We start from the raw sequence: 20,010 nt of genomic DNA, 5'->3' as shown, positions 1-20,010 counted from the left end.
GTGTGGGGCCTCGACGCTGACCCTGGCCTCGATCGCAGCGGTGCTCCCAGCGGCGAGCTGCCTCGGCCCCGACTGTAGCGAGCTGCATGAATGCGGCGGCGGGCGCGGGGTGGGTGGAGAGGCTGAGGGCGCGGGGACCGGCGGCGCATCAGGGAGCGGAGGTGCCACGGGGACCGGCGGCGCCGGCGGGACCGGAGGCGCGGCCGGGAGCGGAGGTGCCACCGGGGCCGGGGGTGCCGGGGGAGGGCCGACGCCCGTGGGGTGCGTGCCCAGCGACAGGCAGCGCTGGAGCGCGGACGCGACCTGCGGCGTGTTCGTGTCGGCCACGGCGGCCGACGGGGGTGACGGGAGCCCGGATGCGCCGGTGAAGACGCTCGCGGACGCCATCCAGCGCGCCGCGCAGATCGAGGACAAGGAGGCGCGCCGCGTGTACGCGTGCGCCCAGACGTTCAACGAATCGCTCACCGTGACGGCGGGGATCACCCTCTACGGTGGCCTCGATTGCGACGCTCATTGGCAATGGGGGGAGGCCAACAAGACCACCCTCACGGCGCCGCCCGGGGTTGTGCCCCTGGCCATGCGCGCCGAAGGCGAGACGGTGCACCTGGAGAATCTCCATGTCATCGCTCCGGCGATCGATCCGGACGACGCGGGGACCTCCGCCATCGCAGCGATCGCCGAGCGCTGCGCCATCGACCTGGCTCGGTGCACCTTCGAGGCGGGCGATGCGGCGCCCGGTGCCCCGGGGGCGGCCCCTCCTCCGCAACCCGCGCGACTCCCCCAGGGCACCCGGGGGAACGCTGCATGCTCGGCAAACGACGTATCCACTGCCGCGCCGCAGCCCGATACGTGCGGTACTGCGGACACCTCCGACGACTCGACCGGCGGGAGGGGCGGGCGTGGCCTCGAGGACCGCGCGACCGATGGCGGCAGCGGTTCTCCCGGTGGGGAGGACAATCCCAACGCTGGCGCATACGTTGCCGAAAGCAGAGGGTGTACCCAGGGCCAGTCAGGCAGAGCGGGTGAGGACGGCGCACCGGGCGCAGGGGCACACGGCATCGGCCAGCTCTCCAGCGCCGGCTACGCCGGGTTGTCCGGCGGCGACGGCCAACGCGGGAAGACTGCCCAGGGGGGCGGGGGTGGCGGCGGCACCCGCGGGAGCACCCAATGCCCTTTTGGCACCCGTGGCGGCGCCAGCGGCGGCAACGGCGGCACGGGTGGCTGCGGCGGTGCTGGCGGCAGGGGTGGCTCTCCCGGCGGGTCGAGCATCGCCCTGGTGAGCGTCAACGCAACACTCACGTTCCGTGACGGTGTCCGGCTGATCGCGCGTAAGGGTGGCAATGGCGGCGACGGCACCGGCGGCCAGGACGGCGGGCCTGGCGCGTATGGAGGGCCGGGCGGGATGGGTCGGGGCAATGATGTGATCGAAGGATGCCGCGGCGGGCAGGGAGGCCAGGGAGGCTCCGGCGGCCGGGGCGGCGGCGGTCAGGGCGGCCATTCCCTCGCCATCGCCTTCCTGGGCACGCCGGACACCGTCCCGTCCCTCGATGGCGTCATGGTCCAACTGGGCGTGCCCGGCGCAGGCGGCGCTGGCAGCGATGTCGACCATGAGGGCGGTGCGGGTCAGGCCAGCATGCTCCTGGATTTCTCGTCTCGGTGAGCACCGGCGCCATGATTCCCGCCGCCGTCTCGTCCTCGCCCCCGCGCGCAACACCGCTCAGGGAGCGTAGGGATCCTTCTTCTTCGCCTGGTCCCGCAGGCAGTTCGCCCGCATGAACCCTGTCTTGCCCGCGCACGGATCCGCGGGTTGCCGCCGGACCGCCGGTGGCTGTGCAGGCCGCGACGCTGCGGGCGCAGGCTGCGCCGGAGGCTGAATCCGGGGCTGCGCCGCGACGACCGACCGCGCCGGCGCAGGCGCCGCAGCAGGTGGCGACGCCGCGACCGCCGACACCGCCGCCGGCGGATTCGGCGCCTCCACCGCCGGCTGACTCCGCTCGACCGACGCCGGCTCCACGCCCTCCGGCCCCGCGTCCGGCGCGCTGTTCGCCCCACCGGCATCCACCGGCTCATCCACGCTGGGCGGCTCAGCCGCCGCCGAAGCCTGCGGCACAGCGGTCGCCGGCGGAGGCGGCGGGTCCGGCGGCCTTTCCGCGCTCGCGGCGCTCTCGAGCCCGGCCTCCGGCATCGTCTCGATCCCGGCCGCGTTCTCGGGCGGCGCTGGCGAGCGCAACACGAGGAAGAGCGCTGCGCCGACCAGACCAGCCGCGCCGGCGGCGAGCGCCGCGATGGCCGGGCCAGGAAGGTGCTTCCAGCCTCCCTGCCGCCGCGGCGGCGTCTGCGGCGCCTGCAGAGGCACCGGCGTGGCGCGCGCTGCCCAGGGCGACGGCTGCGCGCCTCGGCCTGCCTGAGGGCCGGACACGAGCGGCGCGGTCGTCGATTTCCCCGGCTCACCGTGGCCCCACGCGGGCGACGCGCCCAGCGCTGCCTCAGCGCTCGCCATGGCCTCCGGCTCGAGCCTCTGGGTCAGCTCGGCGTTCCACTCCCGCTCCGGCGCCCCGCTCGCCATCGGCGACACCGGCGCGCCGCTTGCCATCGGCGACACCGGCGCCCCGCTCGCCATCGGCGACACCGGCGCGCCGCTTGCCATCGGCGACACCGGCACCCCCGCCGGCGGCACCCCGCTCGCCATCGGCGACACCGGCACCCCCGCCGGCGGCACCCCGCTCGCCATCGGCGACACCGGCGCCCCTGACGCCGCCGCGCCGGGAAATGCGTGCGCCTCCATGGCCGCCATCTGCCCCCCACCCCCGCCCCCGACGGCAAATCCCGCCCTCGCGCCCGCAGCCGTGTACCCCTCGAGGAGGTCCGCCACCTCCGCCGCCGATCCGATCCGCTCGTCCCGGTGGCGCGCCATGCACCTCGCCACGAGCTCCACGAGCCCCGGGTCCACCCGCCGCACGTAGCGGGAGACCTTGGGCATCTCGCCCGTCAGGATGCCGGTGAAGACCGCCCTCGCGTCCCCCTGGAACGGCCGCATGCCCGTCAGCATCTCGAACAGCACCACGCCGAGCGACCAGATATCGGCCCGGTGGTCGACGTTCGGCTCGGCCCTCACCTGCTCCGGGCTCATGTAAAGCGGCGATCCCACCGCGCCGCCCGTCGCCGTGCGGATGCCGTCATTCACGGAGAGGTTCTTCGCGACCCCGAAATCGAGCACCTTCACCACCGGCTCGTCCGCGTCGGCCTCGCGGTGCAGGAAGATGTTCGCCGGCTTCAGATCGCGGTGGACGATGTGCAGCGCGTGCACCGCCGCGAGCCCCCTCGCCACGTCTCGCCCGATCGACGCCGCCACGTCCGCGTCGAGCCGCCGCCTGCGCACGAGCAGGTCCGCGAGCGTCTCTCCGGTGAGCAGCTGCATCACCAGGAAGGGCTCGCCGAACTCGGTCTCCCCCATGTCATACATGTCGATGACGTTGCGGTGCCGCAGCGCCCCGCCATTGCGCCCTTCGCGCTGGAGCCGCCTCCGGAGCTCGGGATCCGGGCGGTGAATCAGCTTCAACGCCACCTCACGCGAGGTGGACAGGTTGAGCGCCGCCCACACGACGCCCATGGATCCCTCTCCCAGCCGCCGCACCAGCTTGTACTTCTCGGCAATCACCAGGCCGGCAGCGATCTGCGTGAAGGAAGTGGACATCGAGCTCAGCAGGGTGGGTCGAGGCGCATCGCCGCGATGGGCGAGGTCGCTTTACCTATCGCAAACGAGAGGACGGCGCGGAAGGTAGCACGCTCTCCGCCGGGGTCCCTCGGGAGCTCCACCTCACCGCGCCGCAAGAGATACCCCGCGGCCATGCCGATCCCCAGGAGGATCGCCGCCGAGACCACGGCCATCGCGATCCACACGACAGGCGAGCGGACGGGCACAGAAGGCGGCCTCTTCAGCTCGCGGAGCGGATCGAGCGGCACCGTACCGCCGAGCGACAGCGCCTGATCGAGGGGAGCGCCCGGACGCGCCAGCGGCGCGCTGGCCGGTGATCGATAGGCGACCGCCTGCTCCGGTGACATCTTGAGCGTCCCGCGGTCCCCCAGCAGAGGATTGCTCGGCATCCGCTCCCGATGCCCCGGTTGCCCCGGTGTCGCCATGCCCCCGCCCGCCGCCGGCTGCTCCGGCCACGCGCCCGCCGACGGCCGCGCCGGCCACGGGACCACCGCCGGCTGCGCCGGCGCCGCGATCGCCCCTCGAGGCCCTGACACCGGCGTGTTCGGGTGTCCCGGCAGGGCCTGCAGATGCGCCATGGACGCCGGGAGCGGCGTCCCGGTCGCCGGCGTCGGCGATCGCCCAGGAGCCGCCCCACCCCACGACCCTCGCCCGAGCTGCTGCGGGATCTCGTGCCGCAGGTCCGGCGACGACCCCGGCCTCGAGGGCACGCGCTGCGGCGCCGGCGGCGTGACGAACGGCTCGAGCGCCGCCGCGACCTCGGCCGCCGAGCGCGGTCTCTTCTCGCGATCGCGCTGGAGACATTGTGTCACGAGGGCATCGAGGCCGGGATCGATCTGCCAGACGGACTGGGACACCGCCGGGATGTCGCCGTGCAGCACGTTTCTCAGGAGCTCATGCGCCTTGCCCTGGATCGGCCGCCAGCTCGTGAGCATCTCGAACATCACGACGCCGAGCGCCCAGAGGTCCGCGCGCGTGTCGATATCGCTCTGCGCCCGCACCTGCTCCGGGCTCATGTACGCCGGCGAGCCGATGAGGATGCCTGTCGCGGTCCTCGCCTGTTGAGGACCCGCGAGGAACTTGCTCACGCCGAAGTCGAGTATCTTGACGGTGGCATCGCTGTCGCCAGGCTCGGTGTGAAGAAAGATGTTGGACGGCTTCAGATCGCGGTGGATGATGCCCCGCTCGTGCGCGGCGGAGAGGCCGCGCGCGATGTCCCGAGCGATGCGTGAGGCATCGTGGATCTCCAGCTTGCGCTTGCGCTTGAGCAAGGACGAGAGCGTCTCTCCGGAGAGCAGCGGCATGACGAGGAACGGGTCGCCGTTCTCCGTCTCGGCAGCATCGTAGATATCGACGATGTTCCGGTGGCTCACGGCGCCGCAGGCGCGCGCCTCCCGCAGCAGCCGGACGCGGAGCTCCGGGTCGGGCCGCACCAGCAGCTTGAGCGCGACCTCGCGAGAGGTAGCCTCGTTGTGCGCTGCCCAGACGACGCCCATCGCCCCTTCGCCGATCCGCCGGAGAAGGCGGTACTTGCCGCAAATGAGCGCACCTGGCGGCGGCGCGGCAGGGGCCGAAGGGGACTGCATGGGGTGGTCTCGCTGGAGGACGGACGTGGCAGCAGGTCGACGGTGCCTGGGAAGAAGTGTCGCAGGTGAGGCAACGCACCGTCAAGAAAAGCCGCTGGCCGGGCTCGCAGAGCGCCAAACCGCTCCGACACCTCCGCTGTAGACGCGCGCTCAGCGCGCGTGATCGTCGCCGCTTCGCCGCTGCCCGGGAATCGCGGCGCGACCGTGGCGCCACCTCGGGAGGGGCGGCCCGCGCCGCGGAGAGGTCGAGTCTATTTCTTGAGCTTCGCCTCGCACTGCTTCTTCGCCAAGAACCTGAGATGAGCGCACGAGGCCGGGGCCGGGGGCGGCGCAGCCTTCGCGGGCTGCGACGTCGCAGGCTGCGATGTCGCGGGAGGCGCCCCGAGCGTCGAGCTGCCCGGCTTCGCGCCGCTCGCCGTCCCCGCCGCCGCGCCCGCCCCGCCGCCTGGCGCCACCGCGCCCGCCCCGCCTCCTGGCGCCGCCGCAGCGGCTGCGCTGCTCGCCGGAAGGGCGCTCGGCGCCGACGGCACGGGCGGCGCCAACGCCGAGGAGCCCGGCGGCGCCTCCGCGGATGGCACCGAGGGCTCCTGCGCCGAGGGCTCTTCGTTCCGCGGCGGCGCTTCCCCGCGCTCCGGCGCGGCGACCGTGTCTCCGGCGCGGTCCAATGACGGCATCGCGCTCCCGGACGCTTCCGGCGCGGCCGACGATGGCCCCGGCGACCTCAGCGAGATGAGCATGCCCACGACGATCAGCGACAGCGCGGCAGCCACGATCGCGAGCGTCGCGGCCGTACGCTTGCGCCTCGGTTCCTCACCGTGCGGGGCCCGCTCGTGAGCGTCCTGGGCCTGGTGCACCCCGACCTGGTGGACCGACGGGTGGTTCGAGACGAGCGGGGTCGTCGACGAGCTTCCCGCTTGCCGCGGCGCGCCCGTTGCCGTGGCCCCGCCCGGCCTGGAGTCCGAGGCGCTCGCGCCCGCTTCCGGGCCGGGCCTCGCGGCCGGCGCCGAGCTCCAGCTCGGCTGCGCGGCGATGCCTCCCGGCGGCAGCGCGCCAGCAGGGCCGAGGCCACCCGGCCCCACCCGGCCCTCGGGCATCGGCGGTGCGTTCATGCGCACCGTCATCGCCCAGGAGCCCTGCTGCGGCGCCGCCACGGGCGCAGGCTGCACCGGAGCGGCTTGCGCCGCGCTCGCCTGGGACGGCTCCGGCGCTGCAAACGCCGCCACCGACGACGACGTCCGCGGCGCAGCGGCGGCAGGCCCCGCCGCCGGATACGCCCCCGACCCAGGGAGCGGCCCCGCGGGCCCGGCCGCATCCGCGTTCTGCCGCGTGAGGGGCAAGGTCGCCACGTCCTCGTCCCGCGGGGCGCGCACCACGGACGCCGCGGCCAGGTGCTGGCCCGAGCTGCCCGGACGCCGAGGAACCGCGCCCGCCGCATGGCCGGCTCCCGACGCTGGCCCCTCATCCGCCACGCGGCTCATGCCCGACGCTGGTCCCGCAGCCACCTGCCCCGGCCCCAGCGACGGCGACCTGTGCGCCTCAGGCGACTCCTGCACCGGAACCGGGGCCCGCGGCCCCCCACCGAGCAGCGCCAGCGGCAGCGCTCCCGCGCCCACCTCGACGCTCCCCGGCCGGTTCACGACCGACCCGGGTTGCGCCACCGACGCAGGCTGCGCCGCGAGCGCCGACCCGGGTTGCGCCACCGACCCGGGTTGCGCCACCGACGCAGGCTGCGCCGCGAGCGCCGACCCGGGTTGCGCCGCGAGCGCCACCGTGCCGCCTTGCGACTCCTGCCAGCCGGCGTCCACGTCCTCGTCCGGGGGCGCCTCCCGCCCCTCCGGCGACGACTGCCGCAGCGCCGCGTCCCTGCCCGGGCCCACGCCGCGCTCCGTGTACCGATCGAGCAGCGCCGCGACCTCCGCCGCAGAGCCGATCCGCTCCGCGCGATCCCTGCGCATGCAGCGGGCGATCAGGTCGACGAGCCCCTGGTCCACCCGCCTCAGGTACTTGGACACGGTGGGGATCTCGCCGGTCAAGATCCCCATGAACACCGCCTGCGCGTCCCCCTGGAACGGGCGCATGCCCGTCAGCATCTCGAACAACACCACGCCGAGCGCCCAGATGTCGGCCCGGTGATCGACGTTCGGCTCGGCCCTCACCTGCTCCGGGCTCATGTAGAGGGGCGACCCCACCGCGCCGCCCTGCACCGTGTGCAGGCCGTCGTTGACCGAGAGGTTCTTGGCGACCCCGAAATCGAGCACCTTCACCACCGGCTCGTCCATGTCCGGCTCGCGGTGCAGGAAGATGTTCGCCGGCTTCAGATCGCGGTGGATGATGTGCATCGCGTGCGCCGCCGCGAGCCCCCTCGCCACGTCCCGCCCGATCGACGCCGCCACGGGCGGGTCGAGCCGACGCCGCCGCGCGAGCAGCTCGGCCACGGTCTCCCCCGTGAGCAGCTGCATCACCAGGAACGGCTCCCCGGCCTCGGTCTCCCCCATGTCGTAGATGTCGATGACGTTCCGGTGCCGCAGCGCCCCGCTGTTGCGCGCCTCGCGCTGCAGCCGCAGCCGGAACTCGGTCTCCGGCCGGTGGATCAGCTTCAGCGCCACCTCGCGGGCGGTCGCCACGTTCACCGCCGCCCAGACGACGCCCATCGCCCCCTCGCCGATCTGGCGCAGGAGCCGGTACTTCTTGTCGATCAGCACACCGGACGCGAGCAATGTCGAGCTCTTCGGCGAGGGCATCATCGGCTTTCCGGAAGCGCGGCACGCCCCCCCATCACGGAGACCGCACGGACGGCCGCGACCAGCAGCGCGAGGCGTGCACCGGCGCCCCCACGAGGCCCCCACCGCCCAGCGCTCGCGCCGCGCGATCCGCCATCCACCCGCGCCCGTGCGACGTGACATCCGGTCCCCAGGTCCACGGGTCAGCCTCCTGTGCGGGGCATCCTACAGCAGTTCTCCCTGGCGCGATACGTTCCCTGCGAAGACGAACGCACGAAGAACACCGACGAGGAAAGAGGGAGAGGCCCGATTCGCTCCAGCCAGGCGCGGACCCACGCTCGCCGCCAAACCCGGGGAATCACTCGTGGAGGAAAGCGAGGCGCACATGAGCGACACAACCATCATGAAGGTCTCCTCCGGCCGCTCTCCGAAAGGCCAGATGGGACAAAAATACCTGGCCTCCGGGATCCAGGTCTCGATGCGACTCTGGGAACGCGAGCCGCCAGGCGACGCCAAACAGCCGACCGCGCGGGATTACGAGACCGTAGGGTTCGTCATCGCTGGACGGGCCGAGCTGCTCATCGAGGGGCAAATGGTGCGCCTCGAGCCGGGCGACTCCTGGACGGTCCCCAAAGGGGCGTCGCACTCCTACAAGATCATCGAACCGTTCACCGCCGTGGAGGCGACGAGCCCGCCCGCCGGCGTCCACGGGCGAGACGAGACCGGGGCGACGCCCTCTGGCAAGACCTGAGACCGCGACGCAGGGGTCTCACCCCCTGGAAGCCCGATCACCCGGACCTCACAGCGCGGTGCCAGCGCCGGACGCGGGCTTCTCCTTGTCCTGCGCTCCCCTGGCGCGCCCCGCCGGCTGCTCCGCGGCGGCACGCCCCGCCGGCTTCTTGTCGTCCGCTCCGCCCGCCGCCGGCTTCTTCTCGCCCTCAGCGGCCTTCTTCTCCTCCGGCGTCGCTCCCGCCAGGTCGCCCGCGCCCGCCGTCCCGGCGCCGCCGGGCTTCCCGTCGCCCGCGCCCGCCTCGACGGGCGTCACGAGCACCGCCGGCTTCACCGGCTCGGCCGCCGCCTTGTCGCCGTCGTCCACCGCGCCCGCGGCCGGCGCCGACGCCACGCGGACCTCCTCCTCGCGCGGCTCGACCGGCGTCGGGTCGTCCGGATGCGAGGTCGGCACGTACACAACCAGCCGATCCCCGGGCATCAGCGGGCTCCGCCTCGAGCGCTGGTTGATCCGCTCCAGGCTGCCGACGCTGAGGCCGTACCGGGTCGCGAGCTTGCTGAACGAATCCCCCTCCCGCACCGCGATCTCGATGCGCTTCCGCCCCTTCAGCCCCTCGAAATGCGCGAAGAACTCCTCCGAGCCGACCTCCATGACGCGCGCGTCGCCCTCGTCGAGCAAGAACACGCCGTCGTTGCGCTGCGACCTCGGGACGAACAGCTGGAGCGTCATCCCCTCATGGAGCGACGCCCCGGGCGCCAGCGTGTTCCAGCGGCAGATCTCGTCGGGCGTCACCGAGAGCACCGCCGCCAGATCGCGCAGCGCGTCGCCCGCGACCACCCGGTAGAACACCCGCCGGCGCCCCTCGTAGGAGAAACGCTGCGCCGGGACCACCACGACCGGCTTCCCCTCCGACGACAGCGGCGCGCCGCTCGCGAGCAGGTGCTCGGCCGCCGCCGCCCCGACGCCCTCGGCCGCCGGGACGAAGAGCAGCGCCCCGGGGCGCACCGGCTCGCCAGGCCGCAGGCCGTTCAGCGTCTGCAGCGTCCACCGCGTCGTCCGCCGGAACGTCGCGATGTCGTCGAGCGACTCGCCCCAGCGGACGAGGTAGCGCTCCAGCTTCGGCTCGCGCTCCAGGAGCTTCGGCATCGACTTCGCCGCGCGCGCCCCCGCCCCCGCAGGCACCCGGACCTCCCAGCGCGCCTGCTCCTTCGCGTCCACCGGCGACGGCGGCGTGCGCTTCGCCACGAGCTGCGGGTTGAGCGCCTCGATCTCCGGCGCCCCCGCGCCCGACGCCGCCGCCACCGCCTGCAGCGACACCCCGGAGCCGAGCGAGATCTTGTCGAACGTCACCGCCGGATCGAGCTCCACGTCGTCGCAGCCGAACACCGACGGGTTCCGCGCCACGATCGCGATCGCGAGGATCTTCGGCACATAGAGCGCCGTCTCGAGCGGCATCCCCGCCTCGAGCCGCGACAGCTCCCAGAAGTCGTTCGTGTTGTACTTCCGGATCGACGCGAGCAGCCCCCCGTACCCCATGTTGTACGCCGCGAACGCGAGCTCCCAGCCGCCGAAACGCCGCCGGAGATCCGTGAGGTACCGCGCCGCCGCCAGGGTGGATCGTTCTGGATCCAGGCGCTCGTCGACCCAGCGGTCGACGGTGAGGCCATAGATGCGCGCCCCCTCCGGCATGAACTGCCAGAGGCCGGCCGCGCCGGCCGGGGACTGGATGGTCGGGTCGAAGCCGCTCTCGACGAGCGAGAGCCAGAGGAGATCCTCCGGGAGCCCCTGCTCGCGGAGGATGCGGCGGATGGCGGCGCCGTAGCGACCGCTCTTCTTGATCCACGTGACCACGGCGGATCGGCCGCGCGGGTCGTCCTTGTAGTACTCGAGGTAACGCACCACCCGGCCGTCCCAGCGGACCGGGATCTCGGGCAGATCGAGCTGACGCAGCCAGGAGATGTCGCGGGTCTCCGCCGCCTCCGCCGGCGGAGCGGGCAGGCCCGCAGGCGGCAGGCCGGAGACCTCGAGGCGCGGCTCGCCCGCGCCGAGCAGGAGCGTGCCGTCGACCGGCCACGCGGGCCCGGCGCTCGGGGCCGCGCCGGGGAACAGCGCCAGGTCGATCGCGCGCAGCGTGCGGAGCTCGGGCGACTCGCCGGTGCTCGCCCCGGCCGGCGTCGCGGTGCCCGCGATCACCCGCCGCGCCGCCTCGTCCGGCACGCCGGGCTCCCCCGGCTTGCGCGTGATCTTCGCCGCGCCCTTCTTCGTCGACGCCTTCGATCGCCCAGCGGCCTTCGCCGGCGTCTTGGCCGCGCTCTTCGCGCCGCCCTTCCCGCCAGACACGGCCGCCACCCTGACCGGCGCAGGCTTCTCCGCCTTGCCCTCGGTCGACCCATCCTTCTTCGCGTCGGCCTTCGCCGGCTCCGCCTTCGCGGGCTCAGCTTTCGCCGGCTCTGCCTTCGCGGGCTCAGCCTTCGCCGGCTCCGCCTTCGCGGGCTCAGCTTTCGCCGGCTCCGCCTTCGCGGGCTCGGCTTTCGCCGCGTCGGCCTTCGCCGGCTCCGCCTTCTTCGCGTCGGCCTTCGCCGGCTCCGCCTTTGCCGGCTCCGCCTTTGCCGGCTCCGCCTTCGCACCGGCCGCAGGCGCCGCTACCTCCGAAGGAGGCGCCGCAAGGCCGTCGAAAGCGACGCCCGAGAGGGCGGCCCACCAGCCAAGACATACAAGCCTGCGTGCGGCGCGTCGGATCCGCATGTCAGCGACCGACCTGTCTCACGATGCGCCCGAGGGGTCAACTTTGGCAGCCCGCTGGAACCCAGCTCACCCTAGAGCGGTTCCCACCCGCCCTGCTACGAGCGTCGCAGAGCGGCGGTCACCCGCACAGGAGACGGGTCCAGATCGGCGTTTTCGGCGCGGAAGCGCACTCCGGTGCGCTGAGCACCGAAAACGTCGAGATGGGCCCGTATCCGAAGCGGGTGACCGCCGCTAGGAGAGCAGCGCGATGAAGTCGCCGATCGCCGTGAAGGGCAGGCTCTCGTTCACGACCCCGGCCCGCACCGCGGCCCCGGGCATGCCGTAGACCACCGCCGAGTCCTCGCTCTCGGCCACCACCGTGCCCCCGGCCGCGCGGACCGCCCGCGCGCCGTTCACCCCGTCGTCGCCCATCCCCGTCAGGATGATGCCCACCGCGCGGCTGCCGCCCACCTGCGCCACGCTCCGGAACAGCCGGTCCGCGCTCGGAACGTACCGATCCCCGGGCGCCGGCGCCCCCACCCGGATCCGGATGTCGCCGCTCAACCCGACCCCGCTGCCCGGCGTCACCGCGATCTCCATGCACATCCTACCCGGGCACACATAGGCCTTGCGGGCCACCACCTGCTCGCCGTTCTGCGCCTCGACCACCCGGAGGCCGCCCTTCCGATCGAGCCGCTCCGCGAACGTGCGGGTGAACTTGTCCGGCATGTGCTGCGCGATGAAGATCGCGCCGGGGAAGCGATCCGGGATCCGGTTGAAGATCTCGAGGAGCGCCGTGGGCCCGCCCGTCGACGAGCCGACCGCCACGAGGTGGCGCAGCGAGACGCCGAGCCGCGACGACTCCTGCACCGCGCGCGGCGACGCGGGCTGCGCCGCCCGCGCCGGGGCCGGCGCAGCCGGCATCGGCGACCGGGGGCGGAGGTAGCGCACCAGCAGGACCTTCTGGATGATCTCCCGCCGGATCTGCGCGTCCGCCGTGAACTGCCGGTCCGGCTTCGCCACGAAGTCGACGGCGCCCAGCTCGAGCGCCTTGAAGACGTTCTCCTTGTGGCTGTAGCTCGAGACGATGATGACGGGCGTCGGCTGCCTCGCCATCAGGATGCGGAGGAAGGTGAAGCCGTCCATGCGCGGCATCTCGAGATCCAGCGTGATCGCGTCCGGCCGGAGCTGCGCGGCCTGACGGAGCGCGTCGTCGCCGTCACCGGCCTTGCCCACGACCTCGATCTCGTCGCTTCCGCTCAAGATCTCGGCGATGTTGCGCCGGTTGTACGCGGAGTCGTCGACGACGAGCACGCGCAGGGGAGCGAATGTCATGAGCGCAAAACCTTCCGCCGGAGGTTCATTCTACCCCACCCGGAGCGCCATGGGACCAACCGTCGCCTGCGCAGCCTCGACTTCGTCGGCACCTCATCCGCCCTCCTCCCCGCCGCCCCGGTCCGGGCCGCCCCGATCGGGCGAGATCTCCGGGATCCCCAGACGCAGCGTGGCCGCCGGCTTGCGATACACGAGATCCTCCCGAAGGTGCACGAGCTCGAACGCGGTCGTGACGTTGAGGAGCGACTCGGAGTGGCCCAGCAGGAGGAAGCCGCCGGACGAGAGGCGCTCGTAGAAGATGTCGATCACGCGGCGCCGCGAATCCTCGTCCAGATAGATGAGGACGTTGCGGCAAAAGATGACGTCCACGCGCCCGATCACCGCCGCGCGCGACGAGTCGAGCAGGTTCAGGTGGCCGAACTGGCAGAGCGCCCGCAGCTCGTCCGCCACGTGGAACCCGTCCGGGCGCTCCACGAAGTAGCGCCGCTTGAGCTCAGGCGGCGTCGCGCGGAACGACGAGGCGCCGTACACCCCCCTGCGCGCCGCGATCACGCAGCGGCGGGAGATGTCGCTGCCGAAGATGCGGACCTCGCGGCGCTCCGCGGCGCCCGACTCCCGCGCGGCGATCGCGATCGAGTAGACCTCCTCGCCCGTCGAGCAGCCCGCGCTCCAGATGGACAGCCGGCCCCTGGCGCCCCCCGCCTTGACGATCATGGGCACGAGCTCGGTCATGAGCGCGCGCAGCTGGTAGTCCTCCCGGAAGAAATACGTCTCGTTGACCGTGATGAGCTCGAGCGCCTCGTCGAGCTCGGCGCGCCCGCGGCTGTGGAAGCGCAGGTACTCGTGGTACTGCGCGAACGACGAGAGCCCGAGCTCGACGACCCGCTCTCGCAGCCGGCGCTCCATCGACGTGCGCGCCTCGGGCCCGAACTGGAGCCCGCAGTGCTTGTTGAACAGGTCGCGCAGCCTCTGGAACTCGTCAGGCAAGAGGCGGATCTCGTCGTCCCGCCGCCGGTTCACAGCACCTTCCCCGACGGCGGCCCGCCGGTCGCCCCCGAGGGGGACGCCGCGCCCTCACCGCCGTCGATGGCCACAGGCGCGCTCAGCCGCTCCGCGGCGTCGCCCCAGGGAGGATCCGAGCGGAACGGCGCGCCCCCCTGCGCCGCGGCCGCGACGAGATCGGGCTCCCCCGACGCGCGCACCAGCCCGAGCAGCTCGCGCGCGCGCGCCCGCTCGTCGCTCGCGCGGTCCGGGAGCGACGCGTACAGGCGGCCCAGCGCGCGCGCCGCGGCGAGCCGGACCTCCCGCTCCTCGTCTGCCAGGGAGACGCTCAGCACGTCGAGCGCGGAGACGCCCGCCGCCGCCGCGATCGCGGTCACGGCCGCCCGGCGCGCGCGCACGTCCCCCACCGACGCGACGCTCGTGAGGAACGCGATCTCCTCCGGCTCCGCGTCGCCGAGCGCCTCGATCACGATCGCCGCCGCGAGGTGGGTGTCCTCCGCCAGCGCGAGCCCGCGCGCGAGCTCGCGCGCCGTCTCGGGGTAGCGCTCCGTGAGCCCCGCGAGCGCGCTCTCCGCAGCGCGCGCCACCGGCAGCGAGATCGCGCGCGTCTGCGAGACGACGAGCGGGAAGTCGACGGCGGCCCCGATCTTCGCGAGCCCGTAGAGCGCGCTGGTCGCCACGAGCGTCGAGGGGCTCCGGACCGACCGCCGCACCGCGCCGAGCAGCTCGGCGAGCGTCGCCTCGACGGCGGGCTGCTCGCCCGAAAGCGCGCCCTCGCGCGCGCCCTGCTCCGCGATCGCCACGGCGCCGTCGAGGAGCGCGGCCGTCGCGTCGTCGACGCCCTCCCAGAGATCCGGGTCGGGATCGATGTGGCGCTCGAGGTAGGACAGCACCGAGGGCAGCGCCTCCGCGCCGAGCAGCCCCAGCGCGCGCTGCGCCGTCTCGACGAGCGCGGGCTCGATCATGGCCTGCACCGCGGCGTCGGCCGCGCCCGGGGCGCGCGCCATCGCCGCGAGCAAGAGCGCCTGGGCGCGCCCGCTCACCGGATCCGCGCCGAGGCCGCGCCACGACGGGGGCTCCGCGCCGCCCGAGCCCGGCGCGGCGCCGGCGGCCTGCACGAGGCGGGCGCCCACCTCGGGCGGCGCCGCCCGGAGCGCGTCCACCGCGTGCGACGCGAGCGGCCCCTCGGCGAGCCGCGCGAGCGCCCGGACGAGCTGCGCGAACGCGCCGCCCCGCGCCGTCGCGAGCGCCCCGCAGAGCGCCCGCGGCGCCTCCGGGCTCTCCGCGAGCGCCGCGGCGACCAGCGCCGCCGGCCGGAGGATCGGGTCGTCGATGAGCGACGAGAGCACCCGCCACGGCACGGGCGCCTCGAGCCCGTTCAGCCCGTTCAGCGCGGTCAGCCGCACGAAGCGATCCCGATCGGCGAGCCGCTCGTACAGGATGTCCGTCACCCGCTCGCGCGCGATGAGCCCCATCCCGGCGATCGCCTCGATCGCGCTCTGGCGCAGGTTGTCGTCCTGCTCGGCGAGCGCCGCGTAGAGCGGGTCGAGCGCCGCCGGGTCGCGCGTGCGGCCGAGCGCGTCGACGACGAGCTTGCGCTCGTCCCCAGCGAGCGCGCCGAGCGCGTCGACGAGCGCCGGCGTGGCGTCGCGCCCGCAGTAGCCGAGCACCTCGATGGCCGCGTTCCTGAGGCCGACGTCCTCGCTCTTCTGGAGCGCGTCGAGGAGCGCCGCGACGAGGAGCTGCGGGGCGGACGGCCGCTCCCCCTCGGCGCCGGCGCCGGGCGAGGCCGGCCGCTCCCCCTCGGCGGCCTGCGCCGGCGCAGAGGTCGGCGCCGCCTGGATCAGCCGGTGGCAGGCGTAGGTCGCCTCCTTGCGGACGCGCCAGTCGGGATCCCCGAGCGCGCGGAGCAGGAGCGGCAACGCCTCGACGACGTCGGCCCTGCCGAGCCGCGCGGCCGCCTGGCGGCGCTCCTCGGCGTCGTCCGCGGAGAGCGCCGCGGCGATGGCCGCGATCGGCATCGGCGTGCTCCGCGCGCTGGGCGAGATGGACTCGGGCTCGGCCGGCCAGGAGCCCGCGTCGCCCGCGCGCGGGCCCTCGAACGGACCGAGATCGTCGAACGCGCGGCTCACGGGGCCTCCAGGAGGGCGCCCGACGCGGCGAGCGCGAGCGCGAGCTCGATGAAGCGCCCGACGTCGAGCACGAAGATCATCCGCTCGTCGTGGGTCGTCACCCCCGTGATGCCGCGCAGATCGCTGCTGCCGCCGACCGGCGGCGTCGGCCGGTAATCGCCGCTCGTCCCGAAGACCTCGGTCACCGCGTCGACGACGAGCCCCACCGTGTGCGTCCCCACGTCGACGAGGATCCACTTGGTGCTGCGGGTCGGATCGACCGGGGGCAGCCCGAAGCGCACGCGGAGCTCGATGACCGGCACCACCTCGCCGCGGTGGTTCGCGACGCCGGCGACCTCGGGGGGCGTGTGCGGCAGCGTGGTCACCTCGAGCGGGTTCACGATTTCGCGGACCCGCGTGATGTCGATCGCGTAGTGGACGTCGCCGACCACAAAGCCGACGAGGCTCTTCTGTGGGTCGGGACGGCTGCGCTCTCCAGTCAACGGCATCTGAGCCTCCGAGCGCCCGGGCTCTACGAGCCGCCCGGGCGCGGACGAATCGTCCCTTAGGACGCGAGTATGGCCTGCAGGTCGAGCAGGATGATGACGCGCGGCTGCGCCTCGCCCTGGGTGCCATCCGACGCGCTCGCCCCGTGCATGGGCCGGGCGATGCCGGCGATGTAGCCCGCCACGTCTCCCCCGAGCGCCGTCGCGGCGTGCTCGATCTCGGCGTCGGCGAGCCGGTAGACCTGCTGGACCTCGTCGACGAAGAGGCCGAGCGTCTCGCCGTTCGCCGCGTCGACGAGCAGGATGCGCGCCCGCCGCTGCGCGGCGCTCTCGTGCAGCCGCATCCGTCGCCGCAGATCGATGACGGTGACGAGCTGCCCGCGCACGCTGACGATGCCCATCGTCGAGTCCGGCGCGCGCGGCACCGGGGTGAGCGGGGGCGGCTTCAGGATCTCGCGCACGAGCGAGACGGGCGCGGCGTAGGTGTCGCCCGCGAGCGTGAACGCGAGGTACTCGGTCCGCGGGCCGCTCGCCTGCGCGCGCGAGTTCCGCTTCGAGACCGGTATCCGGGCGGGCCTTCGGGTGAGGTTAGCCATGGGTGCTCCGCGGATCGTTGCGCTGCCGGTCCCCGCCGTGGAGGATCTCCTCGATGAGCGCCGGGGCGTCGAGGACGAGCGCGATGCGCTGGTCGCCGAGCTCGGTGGCGCCGGAGAAGCCGCGCACCGAGGAGAGCGACGGGCCGAGCGCCTTGATCACGACGTCCTGCTGCCCGATGAGCGTGCTCACGACGAGGCCCAGCCTGCGCGCGCCGACCGACGCCACGACGATGTACTTGCGCTTGTTGCCCCCCTGGAGCCCGAGCGTCGCGCGGCCGCCGTCGCCCCGGCGCCCGCCGCCCACCGCGGCCCGCGCCGCCGAGCCGCCGCGCGCGCCGCCGAGCAGGCCGGCGATGCGCGCGCTGAGCTCCTCCTCCTCGTTCAGGCCGAAGAGCCGCGCCAGGTAGCAGAGCTGGAGCGTGCTGTTGCGCAGCGTGATCATCTCGCGGCCGTCGATCTGGCGCACCGTGGCCTCGTCGAGCGCGACCGCCTCCTGCACGTTGGTCAGCGGGATCGCGAACAGCCTGTCGGCGACCCGGACGATGAGCGCGCTGATGATCGCGAGCGTGATCGGCAGCGTGACCGTCATCTTGGTGCCGATGCCGGGCTCGCTGTGCACGTCGATGACGCCGCCGAGCTTGCTGATGTTCGTCTTCACGACGTCCATCCCGACGCCGCGCCCCGAGAGCTCGCTGACGTCGGTCTTGGTCGAGATGCCCGGCTGGAAGATGAGGTTCAGCACCTCGCGGTAGCTCGTCGTCCGCGCGTCCTCCGGGGTCATGACGCCGCGGCGCAGGGCGGCGTCGAGCAGCTTGTCGACGTCGATGCCCTTGCCGTCGTCCTCGATCTCGATGACGACGTGGTTGCCCTTCTGGAAGGCGTTCAGCGCGATCGTGCCGACCGCCGGCTTGCCCACCGCCTCGCGCATGCTCTTCGACTCGATGCCGTGGTCGATGGCGTTGCGCATCATGTGCATGAGCGGGTCGCTGAGCTCCTCGACGATGAGCTTGTCGACCTCGGTCTCGGCGCCCGTGATGACGAGGTTCACGAGCTTGTCGGCGTCGCGGCTGATCTGGCGGACGACGCGCGCGAGCTTGTCGAAGACCTGCCCGAGCGGGACCATCCGGACCTCGAGGATGCCCGCCTGCATCTGGGCGAGGTGCCGGTCGAACGTGCGCTGGAGCCTGTGGAGGTCGAGGGAGAGCTCGCGCTCGGTGGGCGCCGCGCGGAGCCGCTCGACGAGGCGGCCGAGCGCGGAGCGGACGAGGGCGAGCTCGCCGACGATGTTCATCAGCCGGTCGAGCTTGTGGATGTCGACCCGCACCGTCTGCGCGACGGAGCGGATCGAGCTGAGCTCCCCCTTGCGGTTGCCGCGCGCGCTCGACGGCGGGCTCGCCGCCGACATCGAGCCGGTCAGGTCGACGGCCCGCGACACGCCGGTCGGCGCGCCGCCCCGGAGCGCCGCGGACATCGACGGCATGCCCGGCGGGGCGACCCGGCCGTGGCCGTTGTTGTTGCGCCGCGGGATCTCCTCGACGGCGGCGCCGGCCTGGTGCAGCGCGCGCTGGAGCTCCTCGAGCGGCGCGCGCGAGGCCATCAGGATGTCGAGCTCGATCGAGTCCTGGTCCGCGCCCGCGCCGGTCGGCAGGTAGGTGATGATCTCGCCGTACGGCTTCGCGGTGATCTTCAGGTCGTCGAGGGCCTGATCGATCGTGGCGAGGTGGAACTGCACGCGGAGCCGGAACAGGGTCATCCCGCTCGCGATGTTCGTGCGCAGCCGGTGCTCCTCGTACTCGGTGAGCACCGAGAGCAGCCCCGGATCGAGGTCGTAGTTGTCGTCGGGGAGGCCGGCCGCGCTCGGGCCCGCGTCCTGGTGCAGCTGGCGCAGGAGGTCGTCGACCTCGGGCATCGGCGCGTCGCGCCCGTCCTTCTCGTTCTGGAGGATGCGCCCGTAGAGCTCGACGCTGCGGAACAGGAGGTCGAGGACCGACGCGTTGATCTCGATGCGCCCGAGGCGGAGGTTGTCGAGCAGCTCCTCGAGCTCGTGCGAGAGGGTGGCCATCCGGGTCGCGCCGAAGAGCCCGGCGAGCCCCTTCAGGGTGTGCACGGCGCGGAAGACGTCGTTGATGACGTCGGGGTCGACCTTGTTGGTCCGCACCGCCTCGTCGAGCGCGAGGAGGTCGCGCCCGAGCCCCTCGACGATCTCCTGCGCTTCCGAGAAGAACTCTTCGCGCGCCCGATCGCCGCTGTCGACCATCAGCCGCCGCCTCCCTCGCCGGAGCCGGGCTGCTTGGTGCGGGCCGCGGGCTCCTCCGCGTGGGGGGCCTCTGCGCGCGGAGAGGGCGCGGCCGCGCGCTCGTCGACGCCGGCGGCGCCGTCGGACGGCGAGGCGCCGGCCTGCGGCGCCTCGGTCCGCGCGTCGAGGCTCGCGACCACCGCGTCGCGCAGGGCCTCGGGCGTGAACGGCTTCGGGAGGAAGCGGTCGGCGCCGAGGCGGAGCCCGCGCTGGATGTCTCGCTCGGTCGCCTGCGTCGAGATGATGAGGATCGCGACGTGCCGGTAGCGGTCGCTCTGCCGGACGAAGCGGATCACCTCGAGCCCGTTGATGTCGGGCATGTTGATGTCGGTGATCACGAGGTCGAACGCCCCGCGCGGCAGGAGCCGGAGCGCGTCGAAGCCGTTCACGGCCTCCACGATGTCGACGTCGCCCGCGAGCCCCAGCACGCGGTCCTCCAGCGTCGAGCGGATGTACGCTCGCATTGCCGGCGAGTCCTCGACGATCAGGATGCGTGCCATGCGGCGACAGGGTAACGGAAATCGGCCCGGGGAGACCAACTCGCTGAGCGCCCGGAGGCGACGCGCGCGGTCTTCGAGGCGCGCGGGCCTATGTACGGCGGTCTCCCTCCCGGAGTAAACCAGCGCGAGCGCCTCCCTGCACGATCGGCGAGGCGGCCGCGCGGGCGGCGCGTCTGGCGAGGCCGCGCG

Annotated in this window: 13 protein-coding genes; 2 read left to right on the top strand and 11 right to left on the bottom strand. The window is 73.6% G+C overall.

What is annotated here, in order from left to right:
- The first annotated feature begins 364 nt into the window (after positions 1-364).
- Positions 365-1,660, top strand: coding sequence for a hypothetical protein (locus POL72_RS35795; protein WP_272101294.1), 1,296 nt, complete (start codon positions 365-367; stop codon positions 1,658-1,660).
- Between the two features lie 57 nt (positions 1,661-1,717).
- On the opposite strand, the gene POL72_RS35790 is transcribed toward POL72_RS35795, so the two are convergent.
- The 3 genes from POL72_RS35790 to POL72_RS35780 form a co-directional block, all read right to left on the bottom strand.
- A complete protein-coding gene (locus tag POL72_RS35790; protein WP_272101293.1) occupies positions 1,718-3,694 on the bottom strand; it encodes a serine/threonine-protein kinase in 1,977 nt (658 codons plus the stop codon).
- Between the two features lie 5 nt (positions 3,695-3,699).
- Entirely contained in the window at positions 3,700-5,301 is a 1,602-nt protein-coding gene (locus POL72_RS35785; protein ID WP_272101292.1) for a serine/threonine-protein kinase, read from the bottom strand.
- A 251-nt stretch (positions 5,302-5,552) separates the two neighbouring features.
- Entirely contained in the window at positions 5,553-8,045 is a 2,493-nt protein-coding gene (locus POL72_RS35780) for a serine/threonine-protein kinase (protein ID WP_272101291.1), read from the bottom strand.
- A gap of 361 nt (positions 8,046-8,406) precedes the next feature.
- Between POL72_RS35780 and POL72_RS35775 the strand changes: the two genes are divergently transcribed.
- A complete protein-coding gene (locus POL72_RS35775) occupies positions 8,407-8,772 on the top strand; it encodes a cupin domain-containing protein (protein WP_272101290.1) in 366 nt (121 codons plus the stop codon).
- A 48-nt stretch (positions 8,773-8,820) separates the two neighbouring features.
- Here the strand turns inward: POL72_RS35775 and POL72_RS35770 are convergent, their stop codons facing one another.
- The 8 genes from POL72_RS35770 to POL72_RS35735 all read right to left on the bottom strand — a co-directional run bounded on the left by POL72_RS35770 (position 8,821) and on the right by POL72_RS35735 (position 19,821).
- Complete coding sequence (locus POL72_RS35770) at positions 8,821-11,496, bottom strand: transglycosylase SLT domain-containing protein (RefSeq protein ID WP_272101289.1); 2,676 nt, start codon at positions 11,494-11,496, stop codon at positions 8,821-8,823.
- A 231-nt stretch (positions 11,497-11,727) separates the two neighbouring features.
- A complete protein-coding gene (gene cheB, locus POL72_RS35765; protein ID WP_272101288.1) occupies positions 11,728-12,810 on the bottom strand; it encodes a chemotaxis-specific protein-glutamate methyltransferase CheB in 1,083 nt (360 codons plus the stop codon).
- 93 nt (positions 12,811-12,903) lie between these two features.
- Positions 12,904-13,830 carry a CheR family methyltransferase gene (locus POL72_RS35760; RefSeq protein WP_272101287.1) on the bottom strand — a complete coding sequence of 309 codons (927 nt, stop codon included), beginning with the start codon at positions 13,828-13,830 and terminating at the stop codon, positions 12,904-12,906.
- Complete coding sequence (locus POL72_RS35755) at positions 13,827-15,944, bottom strand: HEAT repeat domain-containing protein (protein WP_272101286.1); 2,118 nt, start codon at positions 15,942-15,944, stop codon at positions 13,827-13,829. The genes POL72_RS35760 and POL72_RS35755 overlap by 4 nt, the downstream gene beginning before the upstream one ends.
- Entirely contained in the window at positions 15,941-16,432 is a 492-nt protein-coding gene (locus tag POL72_RS35750) for a chemotaxis protein CheW (RefSeq protein WP_012234231.1), read from the bottom strand. Before POL72_RS35750 ends, POL72_RS35755 begins: the two co-directional genes overlap by 4 nt.
- A gap of 56 nt (positions 16,433-16,488) precedes the next feature.
- Entirely contained in the window at positions 16,489-17,025 is a 537-nt protein-coding gene (locus POL72_RS35745; RefSeq protein ID WP_012234230.1) for a chemotaxis protein CheW, read from the bottom strand.
- The gene (locus POL72_RS35740) at positions 17,018-19,282 is read right to left on the bottom strand and encodes a chemotaxis protein CheA (protein WP_272101285.1); all 2,265 of its coding nucleotides are present in this window, start codon (positions 19,280-19,282) and stop codon (positions 17,018-17,020) included. The genes POL72_RS35745 and POL72_RS35740 overlap by 8 nt, the downstream gene beginning before the upstream one ends.
- Positions 19,282-19,821, bottom strand: coding sequence for a response regulator (locus POL72_RS35735; RefSeq protein WP_272101284.1), 540 nt, complete (start codon positions 19,819-19,821; stop codon positions 19,282-19,284). The genes POL72_RS35740 and POL72_RS35735 overlap by 1 nt, the downstream gene beginning before the upstream one ends.
- Positions 19,822-20,010 lie beyond the last annotated feature (189 nt).

The organism is Sorangium aterium (assembly GCF_028368935.1).
Lineage (GTDB): Bacteria > Myxococcota_A > Polyangia > Polyangiales > Polyangiaceae > Sorangium > Sorangium atrum.
This window is presented reverse-complemented; position numbering and strand designations above follow the sequence as displayed.

Excerpts from the sequence above, each read along its gene's own strand:
- POL72_RS35790 (WP_272101293.1), bottom strand. The coding sequence starts at position 3,694 with ATGTCCACTTCCTTCACGCAGATCGCTGCCGGCCTGGTGATTGCCGAG.
- POL72_RS35785 (WP_272101292.1), bottom strand. The coding sequence starts at position 5,301 with ATGCAGTCCCCTTCGGCCCCTGCCGCGCCGCCGCCAGGTGCGCTCATT.
- POL72_RS35780 (WP_272101291.1), bottom strand. The coding sequence starts at position 8,045 with ATGATGCCCTCGCCGAAGAGCTCGACATTGCTCGCGTCCGGTGTGCTG.
- POL72_RS35775 (WP_272101290.1), top strand. The coding sequence starts at position 8,407 with ATGAGCGACACAACCATCATGAAGGTCTCCTCCGGCCGCTCTCCGAAA.
- POL72_RS35770 (WP_272101289.1), bottom strand. The coding sequence starts at position 11,496 with ATGCGGATCCGACGCGCCGCACGCAGGCTTGTATGTCTTGGCTGGTGG.
- cheB (WP_272101288.1), bottom strand. The coding sequence starts at position 12,810 with ATGACATTCGCTCCCCTGCGCGTGCTCGTCGTCGACGACTCCGCGTAC.
- POL72_RS35750 (WP_012234231.1), bottom strand. The coding sequence starts at position 16,432 with ATGCCGTTGACTGGAGAGCGCAGCCGTCCCGACCCACAGAAGAGCCTC.
- POL72_RS35745 (WP_012234230.1), bottom strand. The coding sequence starts at position 17,025 with ATGGCTAACCTCACCCGAAGGCCCGCCCGGATACCGGTCTCGAAGCGG.
- POL72_RS35740 (WP_272101285.1), bottom strand. The coding sequence starts at position 19,282 with ATGGTCGACAGCGGCGATCGGGCGCGCGAAGAGTTCTTCTCGGAAGCG.
- POL72_RS35735 (WP_272101284.1), bottom strand. The coding sequence starts at position 19,821 with ATGGCACGCATCCTGATCGTCGAGGACTCGCCGGCAATGCGAGCGTAC.